The sequence below is a fragment of the Flavobacterium geliluteum genome (assembly GCF_017948595.1).
Lineage (GTDB): Bacteria > Bacteroidota > Bacteroidia > Flavobacteriales > Flavobacteriaceae > Flavobacterium > Flavobacterium flavipigmentatum.
Genome location: NZ_JAGFBV010000015.1, coordinates 41410 through 55212, shown reverse-complemented (window position 1 = coordinate 55212; position 13803 = coordinate 41410). Strand labels below are relative to the sequence as shown.

Here is a 13803-nt window from a genome sequence, read left to right as displayed (position 1 = left end):
TTATCTATAATTATTCAGTTAACAGTAAATGTCAATATTCCAGCCGGCAGTATTAACTTAAAATTAACACAACACTTGTATATACAACTATAAAAAGTTATAAATTTGTATATACAAATTATACACTTACGACTATGACAATTGAAGAGGTTATAAAAAGTACAGTTAAGATGGATAATGCGAAAAAAGTTATTCTGAACATCATGTACACGCAGAACGTGATTAATGATAACTTTAGTGAATTAATGAAGCCGTATGATCTATCTGGAGAACAATATAATGTATTACGAATATTGAGAGGCCAAAAAGGAAAACCTGCCAACATGTGTGTCATACAAGAGCGTATGTTAGCAAAGACAAGTAATACGACTCGATTGGTAGACAAATTATTACTAAAAGATTTGGTGACAAGAAATGTTTGCTCGGACAACCGAAGAAAAATTGAAGTCCTGATCACTCAAAAAGGATTGGATATTTTGAAAGAACTGGACCCAAAAGTAGATCAACATGAACATTTTTTTGCAAAAAATATAAGTCCTGAAGAATTAGAATTATTAAATTATTTATTAGAAAAATACAGAACCAATACAAATAATTAAAATTATGAGCACATATTTAGAAAACCTAAATTGGAGATATGCTACCAAAAAATTTGATGCTACCAAGAAAATAGCTGATGCAGATCTAAACACAATAAAAGAAGCAGTACGCTTAAGTGCCTCTTCGTACGGATTACAACCTTACAAAGTTGTTATTGTAGAAAATCCAGAAATAAGAGAGCAACTAAAAGCTGCCGCTTATGGACAAACTCAGGTTACAGACGCTTCACACTTATTTATTTTTGCAAATGACGTAAACGTTGGTGAAGATGCTGTAAACAAATACATGACCAATATTAGCGAAACAAGAGGATTACCTTTAGAAGCTTTAGCAGGATTTAGTGACATGGTAAAAGGCTCGATAGCAAACTTATCGGCTGAAGCAAAAAATAACTGGACAGCCAAACAAACTTATATTGCATTAGGCAACTTATTAAACGCTGCCGCTGAATTGAAAATCGATGCAACTCCGATGGAAGGATTTAATGCTGCTGCATTTAATGAAATCTTAGGTTTTGACAAACTAGGTTTAAACGCTTCTGTTATTGCACCAATAGGCTACAGACACGATGAAGACGAAGCACAACATTACAAAAAAGTTAGAAAATCACAAGAAGAATTATTTATCAAACTATAATTAATATTAATCTAAAATCAATTTTAAAGAACATGAAAAATTTAAAAACAATTGCAATAGCATTATTCGTAGCGGTAGCTAGCATTTCTGTAAATGCTCAAACTAAAAAAATCGACGTAAAAGCAAGTACTATCAAATGGGTAGGAAAAAAAGTAACTGGAGAACACTCTGGAACTGTAAATTTTAAAGACGGAGCTGTTGTTTTTAAAGGGAAAAAATTAACTGGCGGAAGTTTTACAGTAGACATGACTTCATTGACTGCTACAGATTTAACTGGAGAATACCAAGGAAAATTGAATGGTCACTTGAAAGCAGACGATTTCTTTGGAACTGAAAAATTCCCAACAGCAAAATTAGTTTTCAAAACTATCGGAGCTAAAGCAACTGACGTATATACAGTAACTGCTGATTTAACCATCAAAGGAATTACTAAACCAGTTACTTTTGACATCGCAGTAAGCGGAAATTCTGCTACAACAGCTTTCAAAGTTGACAGAACTAAATACGACATCAAATACAATTCTGGTAACTTCTTCGAAAACTTAGGAGACAAAACAATCAATGACGATTTCGAATTGGCAGTAGTTTTAAAATTCTAATATTTCAGACTTACTCGTTCATCTATTAAAGAAACCTCAAAAGCTTGTGCTATTGAGGTTTCTTTTTTGCGATATATTCAAAAAAATAACGTTCATAATCTTTACATAACACTTTGGTAATAATGATTGGGGTTTTGATTAACATGAGTCTTTTAATTTTGGGACAAATAAAAATATCAAAACTAGCAATCAAAATTATGAAAACAAAAATGCATATTGCACTTCTAATGCTGTTAAGCAGTTTTTTTCTTCAGGCACAACAAAAAGGAATCACCGGAAATACCAACTGGATGAGCAACTGGACCAATTTTAAGCCTACTGCCATCGAATACAATGAAGCGACCAATATAATTGCTGGAACGATCGACAAAGACACCAAACTTTACAAACGCAATACGTACCAGCTCGTTGGGGTAGTTTACGTAACAAATAACGCCGTTCTGACTATAGAACCGGGAACAGTAATTCGCGGAGACGACAAAACTTGCGGCACTCTCGTTATCGCAAATGGTTCAAAAATTATAGCTGAAGGACTAGAAACAGATCCTATTATTTTTACATCGAATAAAGAAGTAAACGACAGAAAACCAGGCGACTGGGGCGGAATTATAATTTTAGGAAAAGCTCCCATAAATACTCTTGGCGGAATACATCCTTTGCCTTTTGATCTGGATCCAGTGATAAACCATTACGGAGGCCAAGAAATTGATGACAACTCGGGTATCATAAGATATATTCGAATTGAATATTCGGGTCGAAAATTAAGTGCTCAAAAGGAACTTAACGGATTATCATTGGCGGGAGTTGGTCGCAAAACCGTTATCAATAATATACAAATTAGTTTCTCAAATGATGACTCTTTTGAATGTTACGGAGGAGAATTAAACATGAGCAATCTGATTTCATACCGTACAACCGATGATGATTTTGATTTTACGCAAGGTGCACAAATCAATATCAGTAACAGTATTGCGATTCGTCATCCTTTTTCATCGGATGTTTCAGGCTCAAGATGTTTTGAAGTAGATTCTTATGATAAAATTCAAAACACAGACGTCTCTAAAAAATTTACTCATATAAACGCCAGCAATATCACACTTGTAAATCTGGAAGAAAACAACCAAGGTTTGGTTCGTGAATCTATTTTTGTGAGAGAAGATACTTTTTTTAATCTAACCAACAGCATCATTTCAGGCTTTAGCCCTTTTGCCTTGTTAGAAGGAAATATTGGTAATGGAGAGGTAAATTTATCTAAACTTATATTCAAAAATTTGATTATTAACAATTGCAATGGCGGAATTACAAGCGAATCTACAGGTAGCAATACTATCGTTCAAAGTTTTTATAACAAACCCGAATTAGAGCTTTCATACACTAAAATCAAAAACAGTGAGTTGTTTACATTACCAAATATCAAAGGGAATCCAGACTTTAGAATGAACCAAAACAATACGCTTGCCATCGGAAATTAAGCAAGTATAAAATTATTGTTTTTGAAATCTAACAAATTTCTAAGTTTATAAAGTTTTTTTTTGAAAATTTATGTATTCTAATTCAAATTACATTTATATATTTGTAAAATCAAAATAAGATATGAAAACAATAATGAACAATACTTGGTGGTGGAAGAATTTACGTCAAACGTCGTGAACAAAGCTTCCTATGGTATTGTAAAACTATAAATATAAAAGGCTTGTCATCACGACAAGCCTTTTTTTTTTGGTCAAAACTCAATTAAAAATAAATTAAAATTTAAAAAACGAAATACTTTGAAACCTTTTATACTCAACACTCATTACAAACAAATTCTGGCGGACACCATTACGCCAGTGAGCATTTATTTTAAAATTAGAGATAAATTTCCGAATAGTTTATTGCTAGAAAGTAGTGATTATCATGGCAATGACAATAGCTTTTCATACATCTGCTGCAACCCTATTGCTACCATTAAGATCGAAAACGAAATTATTTCGAAAAGCTTTCCTGACGGAACAACAGAGCAAATTGCCATTGATGCTTCAACCAATATTCCAGAAGTAATTCAGGCATTCTCTAGTCAATTTAAATCAGAGAAAAACGATTTTAAATTCATCAATAATGGTTTGTTTGGATACATTTCGTATGATGCTGTTCGTTATTTCGAGAAAGTCGCCATTGCCAAAAAAGACAATGCTACTTCTATCCCGGATGTTTTTTATGCGGTGTATCAAAATATTATTGCTATCAATCATTTCAAAAATGAAGCGTATATTTTTTGCCACAGTGTTGACGGTCGAAACAATATTTCTGAAATTGAGCAATTATTACAATCACGAAATATCGCTTCGTACAAATTCACCAAAGAAGGCGAAGGTTTCTCTAACTTAACAGATGAAGAATTTAAGCATAATGTGGCTTTGGCAAAAAAACATTGTTTCCGTGGCGATGTCTTTCAGCTGGTTTTATCACGCCGTTTCACACAAGGTTTCAAAGGTGATGAATTTAATGTTTACAGAGCTTTGCGAAGCATTAACCCTTCTCCTTATTTATTCTTTTTTGATTATGGCGATTTTAAAATCTTTGGTTCTTCGCCCGAAGCACAAATTATTGTAAAAAACAGAAAGGCTGAGATTCATCCCATTGCCGGAACGTTCAAAAGAACAGGAAATGATGAGCGTGACGCGCTTTTGGCCAAAGAACTTTCAGAAGACAAAAAAGAAAATAGCGAACATGTAATGTTGGTTGATTTGGCCCGAAACGATTTGAGCAGAAATGGTCACGATGTAAATGTAGAAAAATACAGAGAAGTACAGTTTTTCTCTCATGTGATCCACTTAGTTTCAAAAGTTACGGGACATTTACATGAAAAAGCAACCACGATGCAAGTAGTTGCCGATACTTTTCCAGCCGGAACTTTAAGTGGAGCCCCAAAACACAGAGCCATGCAATTGATTGAAGATTACGAAAAAACAAATCGTAATTTTTATGGAGGAGCGATTGGCTTCATGGATTTTGAAGGCAATTTTAATCACGCCATTATGATTCGAACTTTTCTCAGTAAAAACCATCAATTGCATTGTCAGGCAGGCGCTGGAATCGTGGCTAGCTCAGATGAAGAAAGCGAAATGCAGGAAGTGTACAACAAACTAAGAGCATTGAATACCGCATTAGAAATGGCAGATAAAATATAGTAAAAATTTTAGTTTCAAGTTTTTTAATTTCAAGTTTCAAATTATTGGAACATAGAAAATCAGAACCTTAGAACCTTAGTAACTTAGAACCTTAAAAAAATGAAAAAAATATTAGTTATAGACAATTACGATAGTTTCACTTATAATTTAGTGCATTATTTAGAAGATTTAAACTGCGAAGTTATTGTATACAGAAATGACGAATTTGACATCGATGAAATTGCCATTTTTGATAAAATTTTACTTTCACCAGGACCGGGAATTCCAGAGGAAGCAGGATTATTAAAAGCAGTGATTCAGAAATATGCCTCGACAAAAAGTATTTTGGGCGTTTGTTTGGGGCAACAAGCAATTGGAGAAGTTTTTGGAGGAACACTTTCAAACCTTGACAAAGTGTATCACGGAGTTGCTACGAATGTAAAAACAGTAGTTTCGGATGAACTTTTGTTTGAAGGTTTGGGGAACGAATTTGAAGTAGGAAGATATCATTCTTGGGTAGTAGACAGTAGTTTACCGGATGTTTTAGAAGCCACTTCTGTTGACGAAAACGGTCAGATTATGTCGCTTCGCCACACAACATTTGATGTAAGAGGTGTACAATTTCACCCCGAAAGTGTGTTAACTCCAAACGGAAAAAGGATTTTAGAGAATTGGATAAAGAGTTAGTTTCTTTTGTTTCAAATTTCAGGTTACGAAACTTGAAACAAAAGAAGCTTGCAGCCTGAAACTTTAAACTTAAAAAAAACTCAGAACCTTAGTTGCTTAGTGACTTAGAACCTTTAAAAACAATGAAAAATATATTAAATAAATTAATCAACCACGAAATACTTTCCAAAGAAGAAGCCAAAAATGTATTGATTAACATTTCGAGTGGTCATTACAATCCGAGTCAGATTTCGGCATTTTTGACGGTATTTATGATGCGAAGTATTACTATTGAAGAACTTTCGGGTTTCCGCGAAGCGTTGCTAGAATTGTGCGTTCGTGTTGATTTGTCTGCTTATAATACAATCGACTTGTGTGGAACTGGCGGTGATGGAAAAGACACTTTCAACATTTCAACATTGGCTTCTTTTGTGGCAGCTGGAGCCGGAATAAAAGTCGCAAAACATGGAAATTATGGTGTTTCATCGATTTCTGGATCGAGTAATGTAATGGAGAAAATGGGCATCCAATTTAGTAATGATGCTTCATTTTTAGAAAAATGTATCGACAAAGCCGGAATTTGCGTTTTGCACGCTCCCCTATTTCACCCAGCGATGAAAAACGTTGGTCCGATCCGTAAAGAATTGGCGGTAAAAACCTTCTTTAATATGTTGGGACCTATGGTAAATCCTTCATTTCCAAAGAATCAATTGGTTGGTGTTTTCAACCTAGAATTAGCCCGAATTTATGCGTATTTGTACCAAAGTACCGATGTCAATTTTACGATTTTACATTCGCTTGACGGCTATGACGAAATCTCTTTGACAGGGCCAACCAAAACCATTTCGAATCATATAGAAGGCATGCTCAAACCGGAAGATTTTGGCATTCACCTTTTATCGCAAAGCCAAATTGAAGGCGGAAAAACCATCGAGGAATCTGCAGATATGTTTGTTAATATTATTTCCGGTAAAGGAACCGAAGCTCAGAACAATGTGGTTTGTGCCAATGCCGCAATGGCTATTGCAACCGTCACAAAATGTTCTCCGTTAGAAGGTTTTGAATTAGCAAAAGAGAGTCTGTTCTCTGGAAAAGGACATCAAGCATTAAAAACATTACAAGAATTAAGTAAATAAAAAATTAGTTTCTTTTGTTTCAGGTTTCAAATTAGTTGGAACGAACCTGAAACTTGAAACCTGAAACAAATAACATAATGAATATCTTAGATAAAATAATTTTCGATAAACACCGAGAAGTCGTTCTTAAAAAAGCTATTATTCCAGTATCGCAACTGGAGAATTCTGTATTTTTTGAAAGAGCAACGATTTCTTTAAGTCAAAAACTAAAAACAAGTTCAAGCGGAATCATTGCAGAACACAAACGCCGTTCCCCATCAAAATCCGTCATCAATCATGATTTTACGGTTGAAGAAGTGGTAAAAGGGTATGAAAATGCAGGAGCTTGTGGCATTTCGGTTTTAACAGACGGGAAATATTTTGGTGGTTCACTAGACGATTTACTTTTAGCAAGAGCTAGTGTCAATATTCCGCTTTTGCGAAAAGAATTCATCGTAGACGAATATCAAATTCTCGAAGCCAAAGCTTTTGGAGCCGATCTGATCCTTTTGATTGCTGCGGTTTTAACACGTGAAGAAATTAAATCTCTTTCGACTTTTGCTAAAAATTTAGGTTTAGAAGTTTTATTAGAAGTACATAATCAGGAAGAGTTAGAAAAATCAATTATGCCTACATTAGACATAATTGGCGTAAATAACCGAAACTTAAAAACCTTCGAAGTAAGCCTTGATTTTAGCAAGCAATTGGCTTCGCAAATTCCAAATGAATTTGTAAAAGTTTCGGAAAGCGGTATTTCATCAGTCGAAGCTATTACTGAACTAAGGCCTTATGGTTTCAAGGGATTTTTAATAGGCGAAAATTTTATGAAAACCAATAACGCTGGAAAAGCCGCAACTGAATTTATCAAACAGCTTTAGGCTCAGCGGTAAAAAATACATCTTTTAAGAATTAATAATTTAGTTTAAAGCATTAAAAAATGAAACTCAAAATCTGCGGTATGAAATATCCCGACAATATACTCGAAATAGGAGCACTCCTACCCGATTATATGGGGTTTATTTTCTACGAAAAATCTGCTCGTTATTTTGACGGTGAGATTCCGGAATTGATCAAAACAATCAAAAAAGTCGGTGTTTTTGTAGACGAAACCGTCGAAAATATTATATCCAAAATCAATCACTACGATTTGCAGGCGGTACAATTGCATGGAAAAGAATCTGTTGCCTTCTGCCAGGAATTGAAAGATAAAATCGGGAACCGAATCGAAATCATAAAAGTATTTTCTGTTGAAGCAATTTTTGATTTCGAAGTTTTACTACCTTTCGAGAAAGTATGTGATTACTTTTTATTCGATACAAAAGGAAAGTTACCCGGTGGAAACGGAGTCACTTTCGACTGGAAAATATTAGAAAATTACAAATCTGAAAAACCATTCTTCTTGAGTGGTGGCATCGGAATTGAAGAAATACCCGCCATAAAAAACCTCAATTTACCTATTTATGCCATAGACGTAAACAGCAAATTTGAGACAGTACCAGGATTAAAAAACAAAAGTCTATTGAGAAAGTTTCAGAAAACTTTAAAACCTGAAATTTTAAACCTTAAACAAGAGTACAATGAATTATAATGTCAATGAAAAAGGATATTACGGAGAATTTGGAGGAGCCTACATTCCCGAAATGCTTTATCCAAATGTAGAAGAATTACGTCAGAATTATTTAAAAATTACGAGTGAGCCTGATTTCAAAGCAGAGTTTGACCAATTGCTAAAAGATTATGTGGGACGCCCTAGTCCATTGTACTTTGCCAAGCGACTGTCTGAAAAATACAACACAAAAGTGTATTTAAAAAGAGAAGACCTCAATCATACCGGAGCACATAAAGTCAACAATACGATCGGGCAAATATTGGTTGCAAAACGTCTGAATAAAAAACGAATTATAGCCGAAACCGGTGCAGGACAACACGGAGTGGCCACTGCAACAGTTTGTGCTTTAATGGGTATGCAATGTATCGTGTATATGGGCGAAATTGACATTGCCCGTCAAGCTCCCAATGTAGCGCGTATGAAAATGTTAGGCGCCGAAGTTCGTCCGGCACTTTCGGGTTCACGCACTCTAAAAGACGCTACCAACGAGGCCATCCGTGACTGGATCAACAATCCGGTAGACACCCATTATATTATTGGTTCTGCCATCGGACCGCATCCTTATCCCGATATGGTAACACGTTTTCAAAGCGTGATTTCAGAAGAAATAAAATGGCAGTTAAAAGAAAAAGAAGGTCGCGAAAACCCTGATTATGTCGTAGCCTGTATCGGAGGCGGAAGCAACGCTGCGGGAACCTATTATCACTTTTTGCACGAGCCAGAAGTTGGAATTATTGCCGTTGAAGCTGCCGGAAAAGGAGTTGACAGCGGGCACAGCGCAGCTACTAGTAAGTTAGGGAAAGTAGGCGTTATTCACGGTTGCAAAACCCTTTTGATGCAAACTCCAGACGGGCAAATCACCGAGCCGTATTCTATTTCTGCAGGTCTCGATTATCCCGGAGTTGGCCCTATGCACGCACATTTGGCGCAGACTGGTCGTGGCGAATTCTTCTCAGTGACAGACGACGATGCCATGCAGGCAGGTTTGCAGCTCACCCAATTGGAAGGAATCATTCCAGCCATAGAAAGCGCGCATGCTTTTGCGGTTTTAGACCAAAAGAAATTCAAACCAACCGACATCGTGGTCATTAGCCTTTCGGGTCGTGGCGATAAAGATTTAGACAATTATATCGATTATTTCAAATTATAGAAGACTATTTTGGGCGTTCCCCAAGGGTCGGGCTGTCCGCTAAATTCCCGATTAACAAAAACTACGGCTAAAAAGCCTTGTTTTTCTAAATCGGGAGATATCGCTTCCATCCCTAACGCACACAAACAACGAGAAAAACAGCAATTATGGAACATCTATTTTCGTACGGAACATTACAATCAAAAGAAATTCAAATGCAGGTTTTTAATAAACTTCTCACCGGCACACCCGATCAGCTGACAGGTTATAAACTAAAAGATCTCAAAATAGAGGAAGAATTTGGTATGACAGACTATTTTGTAGCAACGGCAAGCGAAAATTCTTCAGATAAGATTGAAGGAATCGTTTTTAAAATCAGCAGCAAAGACCTCGCAAAAGCAGATTTATTTGAATCAAATGCTTACAAAAGAGTTCAAATCACCTTAAAATCAGGGCTAGTTGCTTGGATTTATATAGAAAGTTAATAACAGAAAAAACAATTGCACCAAAAAATGATCCTAGCAGCTGCACAAACACAACCAAAACGAGGAAATATAGAAGCTAATTTAGTAGATCATTATCGTCTTATAACATTGGCTGCAGAAAAAGGAGCCCAGCTAATTGTCTTTCCCGAAATGTCTATTACAGGCTACGAGCGGGAGAATGCGGCAAAATTGGCTTTTTCAAAAAAAGATAGTAGACTCGATCATTTAAGAAAATTATCGGTAGAACATAACATTATTATTGTGGCCGGTGCGCCTATTCAGATAAATGAGCAATTGTTTATTGGCGAGTTTATCATCGCTCCCGACCATTCGATAAAAATATATACAAAGCAATTTTTACACCAAGGCGAAGACGAATTTTTTCAGGCTTCGTTGGATCACAATCCGATGATATTGATCGACAATCAGAAAATTTCTTTTGCAATTTGCGCCGATATTGACAATCCTTTGCATCCTGAAAATGCCGGTAAAAAAGATACTTCAATTTACATAGCAAGTATTTTTTTCTCACCAAACGGGGTTCCGAATGCGTATCGGGATTTGCAAAATTATGCGCAAAAATATAAAATGAATATTTTGATGTCTAATTTTAGCGGAGTATCCTGGGGACATCCTTCTGGCGGAAAAAGTGCTTTTTGGAATAACAAAGGTGAACTTGTCGCATAGATGAACGATTCGGATTCGGGATTATTATTGGTCGAAAATCAAAATGATCATTGGACGAGTAAGATTATAAAAAATTAAAAAAACAACATACCTACAAGGTTCGAAAAACCTTGCAGGAATCAATAAAAGAATAAAAATGAACAGAATAACTCAAAAATTACAAGAAGATAAAAAGATACTTTCTATTTATTTTTCGGCTGGATATCCAAACTTAAACGATACGGTTCAAATCATTCAGGATTTAGAAAAAAATGGCGTTGACTTAATCGAAATTGGTTTGCCTTTTAGCGATCCGTTGGCTGATGGCCCCACTATCCAGGCGAGTTCTACGCAGGCACTTCACAGCGGAATGACCACTCAAATTCTTTTTGATCAGCTGCGTACTATTCGCGAAAGCGTAAAAATCCCGCTCATTATTATGGGATATTTCAATCCGATGCTGCAATACGGTATAGAAGAATTTTGCACAAAATGTGCCGAAGTTGGTATCGACGGTTTAATTATTCCAGATTTACCTGTTGATGTTTATGCCGAAAAATACAAAGCTATTTTTGAAAAACACGGTTTAATAAACGTATTTCTGATCACTCCACAAACTTCAGACGAGCGCATTCGTTTTATCGACAGCGTTTCAAACGGATTTATTTATATGGTAAGTTCCGCCAGTGTTACGGGCTCTCAATCTGGTTTTGGAAACGTTCAGGAAAATTATTTTGAGAGAATTTCCAAAATGAACCTTAAAAATCCACAAATAATTGGTTTTGGAATCTCGAACAGAGAAACTTTTACTCAGGCTACTAAATTTGCAAAAGGAGCTATTATTGGTAGTGCTTTTATCAAACATTTGAGCGAAAACGGTTCCGGAAAAATTAAAGATTTTGTTAGAGAGATCAGGTAAAACTGTATTTTATTAATCATAATTTGTCATTTCGACGGAGGAGAAATCTCCACAAGTTACTCCCCAATCAAAAGCCTCAATCTTTGTCGATCTTGCAACGGAGATTTCTCCTTTGTCGAAATGACAAGATTACTAGAAATACAAGCTGAAATACAAATTTCAGCTTTTTTTATGCACAAAATTACCACACCGTTTTACGTTAATATTTTGTTAAACAAAAACTAAACAAGTGTTTAAATTAAACAGTTGTTTAATTTTGTACACGATTAGAAACACGATCATGTCAAACATTGAATTAAACGATAAAAAAATTCAGATTCTTGAGGTTGCAGAAAAGCTATTTTCTGAGAAAGGATTTGACGGCACCTCGATACGGGATATCTCAAAAATGGCGAAAATAAATATTGCCATGGTTTCGTATTATTTTGGTTCTAAAGAAAGACTTCTTGAAGCTTTAATTCTGTACAAAACTTCTGATTTAAAATTACAAATTGAGTCATTATTGCACGAAAATCTCGAGCCACTTGATAAAGTAAATAAATTAGTTGAAATTTACATCAACAGAATTAATTGCAACAGAGGAATTTACAGAATTTTACATTTTGAATTAACTTCTAAAAAAAGAGAAGAGAATTTGGCCGCTTTTGCTGAGTTAAAAAAAGGAAATCTAAAATCTCTGGAAACCATCATCAGAGAAGGACAATCTAAGGGGATTTTTAGAACAGATGTTGTTATTCCGCTGATCACACCCACGATTTTAGGAACTTTTTTCCACTTTCACATGAACAAACCTTTCTTTCAGGAACTCTTACATTTAAATACAGAAACGTTGTACAACGATTATATTAAAAACAGCCTCACAAAGCACATTCAACAAACTATAAAAGCGCTACTTGTTTATGAAAATTAATCAATTAATGCTCTTTGGAGTTTTCTTTATCGGAATTTCTTCAATAGAAGCACAAGAAAAAACAAGTTTAACCTTAGACGAAGCCGTAAAAATGGCCTGGACAAAAAGCAACGAGGTTTCTCTTGCGGAAACTAAGGTGAACTCAAAAAAATATGAATTACGATCTGTAAAAAACAATCAGTATCCTGACTTAAAAATTTCGGGTCAGTACCAACGCTTGACAAAAGCGTCTGTTGATATGCACAATGATGTTGCCAGTTCTGATCCATTGCCGTCTCCGGATCAACTTATGTTTGGGCAAGCGACTTTAAGTTTACCGATTTTTGCAGGTTTTAAAATTCAGAACAGCATTAAATTAAATGAAAATTTATATAAAGCTGAAAGTGCTTATTCTGCCAAAACCAAAGAAGATGTAGCCATGCGTGTTATTACGTATTACACTAATTTGTATAAAGCTCAAAAAACACTGGATTTATTGAATGAAAATCAAAAGAGAGCCAAACAACGTGTTACTGATTTTACAGAATTAGAAAAGAATGGTATTATTCCGAGAAATGATTTATTGAAAGCGCAATTACAGGTTTCTAAAATACAATTATCGATTGATGAAGCCAATAACAACTTGAATATTGTTAACTTTTATCTAACGACTTTACTAAAGCTGCCTGCTACTACTCAGTTAGAAATTAACGAAAGTGATTTCTTTAATTTAAAAACGGATAACGCTCCGATGACCGATCAGGTTGCTATCGAAAATAGAAAAGATCTTGAAGCGATTCGATTGCAGGGAAAAGCAAGTGAAGCCAATATCAAAATAGCAAAAGCAGGTTATTATCCCTCTATTGCTTTGTTGGGAGGTTATACCGCTTTGGACTTAAAAGATATTATTACTGTAAAATATGCAATGAATTTTGGAATAGGATTATCGTATGATTTATCGGGAATCATCAAAAATAGTGCTAATGTAAAAGTTGCAGAAAGTAAAGCCTTAGAAGCAAAAACTTCTGAAGCCATACTTACAGATCACATAAAAGTAGAAGTTCAAAAAGCGATAGAAGATTATCACTTAGCCATCAATCAAAGTATTGTTTACGAGGAGGCTGTAGAACAAGCTTCTGAAAACTTTAGACTTGTAAAAGACAAATATGATAATGATTTGGCAGATACTAATGATTTATTAGAGGCTGATGTAGATCAACTAAGTGCGCAAATAAACAAAGCGGTTTCAAAATCGAATATCATTCAAAAATATTACGAATTGCTAACAGTATCAGGACAATTATCACAATCTTTCAATCTTTCTAAAATATAATCGATAGC

The 13803-nt window shown here is 35.1% G+C and carries 15 protein-coding genes; all 15 read left to right on the top strand.

Annotated features, from left to right (window positions below):
- Positions 1-134 precede the first annotated feature (134 nt).
- The 15 genes from J3495_RS10640 (at position 135) to J3495_RS10570 (ending at position 13795) form a co-directional block, all read left to right on the top strand.
- Complete coding sequence (locus J3495_RS10640; RefSeq protein WP_210666539.1) at positions 135-599, top strand: MarR family winged helix-turn-helix transcriptional regulator; 465 nt, start codon at positions 135-137, stop codon at positions 597-599.
- Positions 600-603: 4 nt separating this feature from the next.
- Positions 604-1236, top strand: coding sequence for an NAD(P)H-dependent oxidoreductase (locus J3495_RS10635; protein WP_210666538.1), 633 nt, complete (start codon positions 604-606; stop codon positions 1234-1236).
- A 32-nt stretch (positions 1237-1268) separates the two neighbouring features.
- Positions 1269-1835 carry a YceI family protein gene (locus J3495_RS10630; RefSeq protein ID WP_210666537.1) on the top strand — a complete coding sequence of 189 codons (567 nt, stop codon included), beginning with the start codon at positions 1269-1271 and terminating at the stop codon, positions 1833-1835.
- Between the two features lie 197 nt (positions 1836-2032).
- Entirely contained in the window at positions 2033-3307 is a 1275-nt protein-coding gene (locus J3495_RS10625; RefSeq protein WP_210666536.1) for a hypothetical protein, read from the top strand.
- A 297-nt stretch (positions 3308-3604) separates the two neighbouring features.
- Entirely contained in the window at positions 3605-5005 is a 1401-nt protein-coding gene (locus J3495_RS10620) for an anthranilate synthase component I family protein (protein WP_210666535.1), read from the top strand.
- A 99-nt stretch (positions 5006-5104) separates the two neighbouring features.
- Positions 5105-5671 (top strand): anthranilate synthase component II, encoded by a 567-nt coding sequence (locus J3495_RS10615; RefSeq protein WP_210666534.1) that lies wholly within the window; start codon positions 5105-5107, stop codon positions 5669-5671.
- A gap of 122 nt (positions 5672-5793) precedes the next feature.
- Positions 5794-6786: an anthranilate phosphoribosyltransferase gene (gene trpD, locus J3495_RS10610; RefSeq protein ID WP_210666533.1), complete on the top strand. Its 993-nt coding sequence runs from the start codon at positions 5794-5796 to the stop codon at positions 6784-6786.
- A gap of 77 nt (positions 6787-6863) precedes the next feature.
- The gene (gene trpC / locus J3495_RS10605; protein WP_210666532.1) at positions 6864-7643 is read left to right on the top strand and encodes an indole-3-glycerol phosphate synthase TrpC; all 780 of its coding nucleotides are present in this window, start codon (positions 6864-6866) and stop codon (positions 7641-7643) included.
- A 59-nt stretch (positions 7644-7702) separates the two neighbouring features.
- Entirely contained in the window at positions 7703-8353 is a 651-nt protein-coding gene (locus J3495_RS10600) for a phosphoribosylanthranilate isomerase (RefSeq protein ID WP_210666531.1), read from the top strand.
- Positions 8343-9524, top strand: a complete 1182-nt coding sequence (gene trpB / locus J3495_RS10595; RefSeq protein WP_210666530.1) for a tryptophan synthase subunit beta — start codon at positions 8343-8345, stop codon at positions 9522-9524. Before J3495_RS10600 ends, trpB begins: the two co-directional genes overlap by 11 nt.
- A 146-nt stretch (positions 9525-9670) precedes the next feature.
- Positions 9671-9988 (top strand): gamma-glutamylcyclotransferase family protein, encoded by a 318-nt coding sequence (locus J3495_RS10590; protein ID WP_210666529.1) that lies wholly within the window; start codon positions 9671-9673, stop codon positions 9986-9988.
- A gap of 27 nt (positions 9989-10015) precedes the next feature.
- Entirely contained in the window at positions 10016-10675 is a 660-nt protein-coding gene (locus tag J3495_RS10585) for a carbon-nitrogen hydrolase family protein (RefSeq protein WP_236025446.1), read from the top strand.
- A gap of 136 nt (positions 10676-10811) precedes the next feature.
- Positions 10812-11573, top strand: coding sequence for a tryptophan synthase subunit alpha (gene trpA, locus J3495_RS10580; protein ID WP_210666528.1), 762 nt, complete (start codon positions 10812-10814; stop codon positions 11571-11573).
- 280 nt (positions 11574-11853) lie between these two features.
- Positions 11854-12483, top strand: coding sequence for a TetR/AcrR family transcriptional regulator (locus tag J3495_RS10575; RefSeq protein WP_210666527.1), 630 nt, complete (start codon positions 11854-11856; stop codon positions 12481-12483).
- Positions 12473-13795 (top strand): TolC family protein, encoded by a 1323-nt coding sequence (locus tag J3495_RS10570; RefSeq protein WP_210666526.1) that lies wholly within the window; start codon positions 12473-12475, stop codon positions 13793-13795. Before J3495_RS10575 ends, J3495_RS10570 begins: the two co-directional genes overlap by 11 nt.
- Positions 13796-13803: the final 8 nt, after the last annotated feature.

Bases quoted from the DNA above. Each gene is read 5' to 3' on its own strand.
- J3495_RS10635 (WP_210666538.1), top strand. From the start codon at position 604: ATGAGCACATATTTAGAAAACCTAAATTGGAGATATGCTACCAAAAAA.
- J3495_RS10630 (WP_210666537.1), top strand. From the start codon at position 1,269: ATGAAAAATTTAAAAACAATTGCAATAGCATTATTCGTAGCGGTAGCT.
- trpC (WP_210666532.1), top strand. From the start codon at position 6,864: ATGAATATCTTAGATAAAATAATTTTCGATAAACACCGAGAAGTCGTT.
- J3495_RS10600 (WP_210666531.1), top strand. From the start codon at position 7,703: ATGAAACTCAAAATCTGCGGTATGAAATATCCCGACAATATACTCGAA.
- J3495_RS10575 (WP_210666527.1), top strand. From the start codon at position 11,854: ATGTCAAACATTGAATTAAACGATAAAAAAATTCAGATTCTTGAGGTT.
- trpA (WP_210666528.1), top strand. From the start codon at position 10,812: ATGAACAGAATAACTCAAAAATTACAAGAAGATAAAAAGATACTTTCT.
- J3495_RS10590 (WP_210666529.1), top strand. From the start codon at position 9,671: ATGGAACATCTATTTTCGTACGGAACATTACAATCAAAAGAAATTCAA.
- J3495_RS10625 (WP_210666536.1), top strand. From the start codon at position 2,033: ATGAAAACAAAAATGCATATTGCACTTCTAATGCTGTTAAGCAGTTTT.
- J3495_RS10570 (WP_210666526.1), top strand. From the start codon at position 12,473: ATGAAAATTAATCAATTAATGCTCTTTGGAGTTTTCTTTATCGGAATT.
- J3495_RS10640 (WP_210666539.1), top strand. From the start codon at position 135: ATGACAATTGAAGAGGTTATAAAAAGTACAGTTAAGATGGATAATGCG.
- trpD (WP_210666533.1), top strand. From the start codon at position 5,794: ATGAAAAATATATTAAATAAATTAATCAACCACGAAATACTTTCCAAA.
- J3495_RS10615 (WP_210666534.1), top strand. From the start codon at position 5,105: ATGAAAAAAATATTAGTTATAGACAATTACGATAGTTTCACTTATAAT.
- trpB (WP_210666530.1), top strand. From the start codon at position 8,343: ATGAATTATAATGTCAATGAAAAAGGATATTACGGAGAATTTGGAGGA.
- J3495_RS10585 (WP_236025446.1), top strand. From the start codon at position 10,016: ATGATCCTAGCAGCTGCACAAACACAACCAAAACGAGGAAATATAGAA.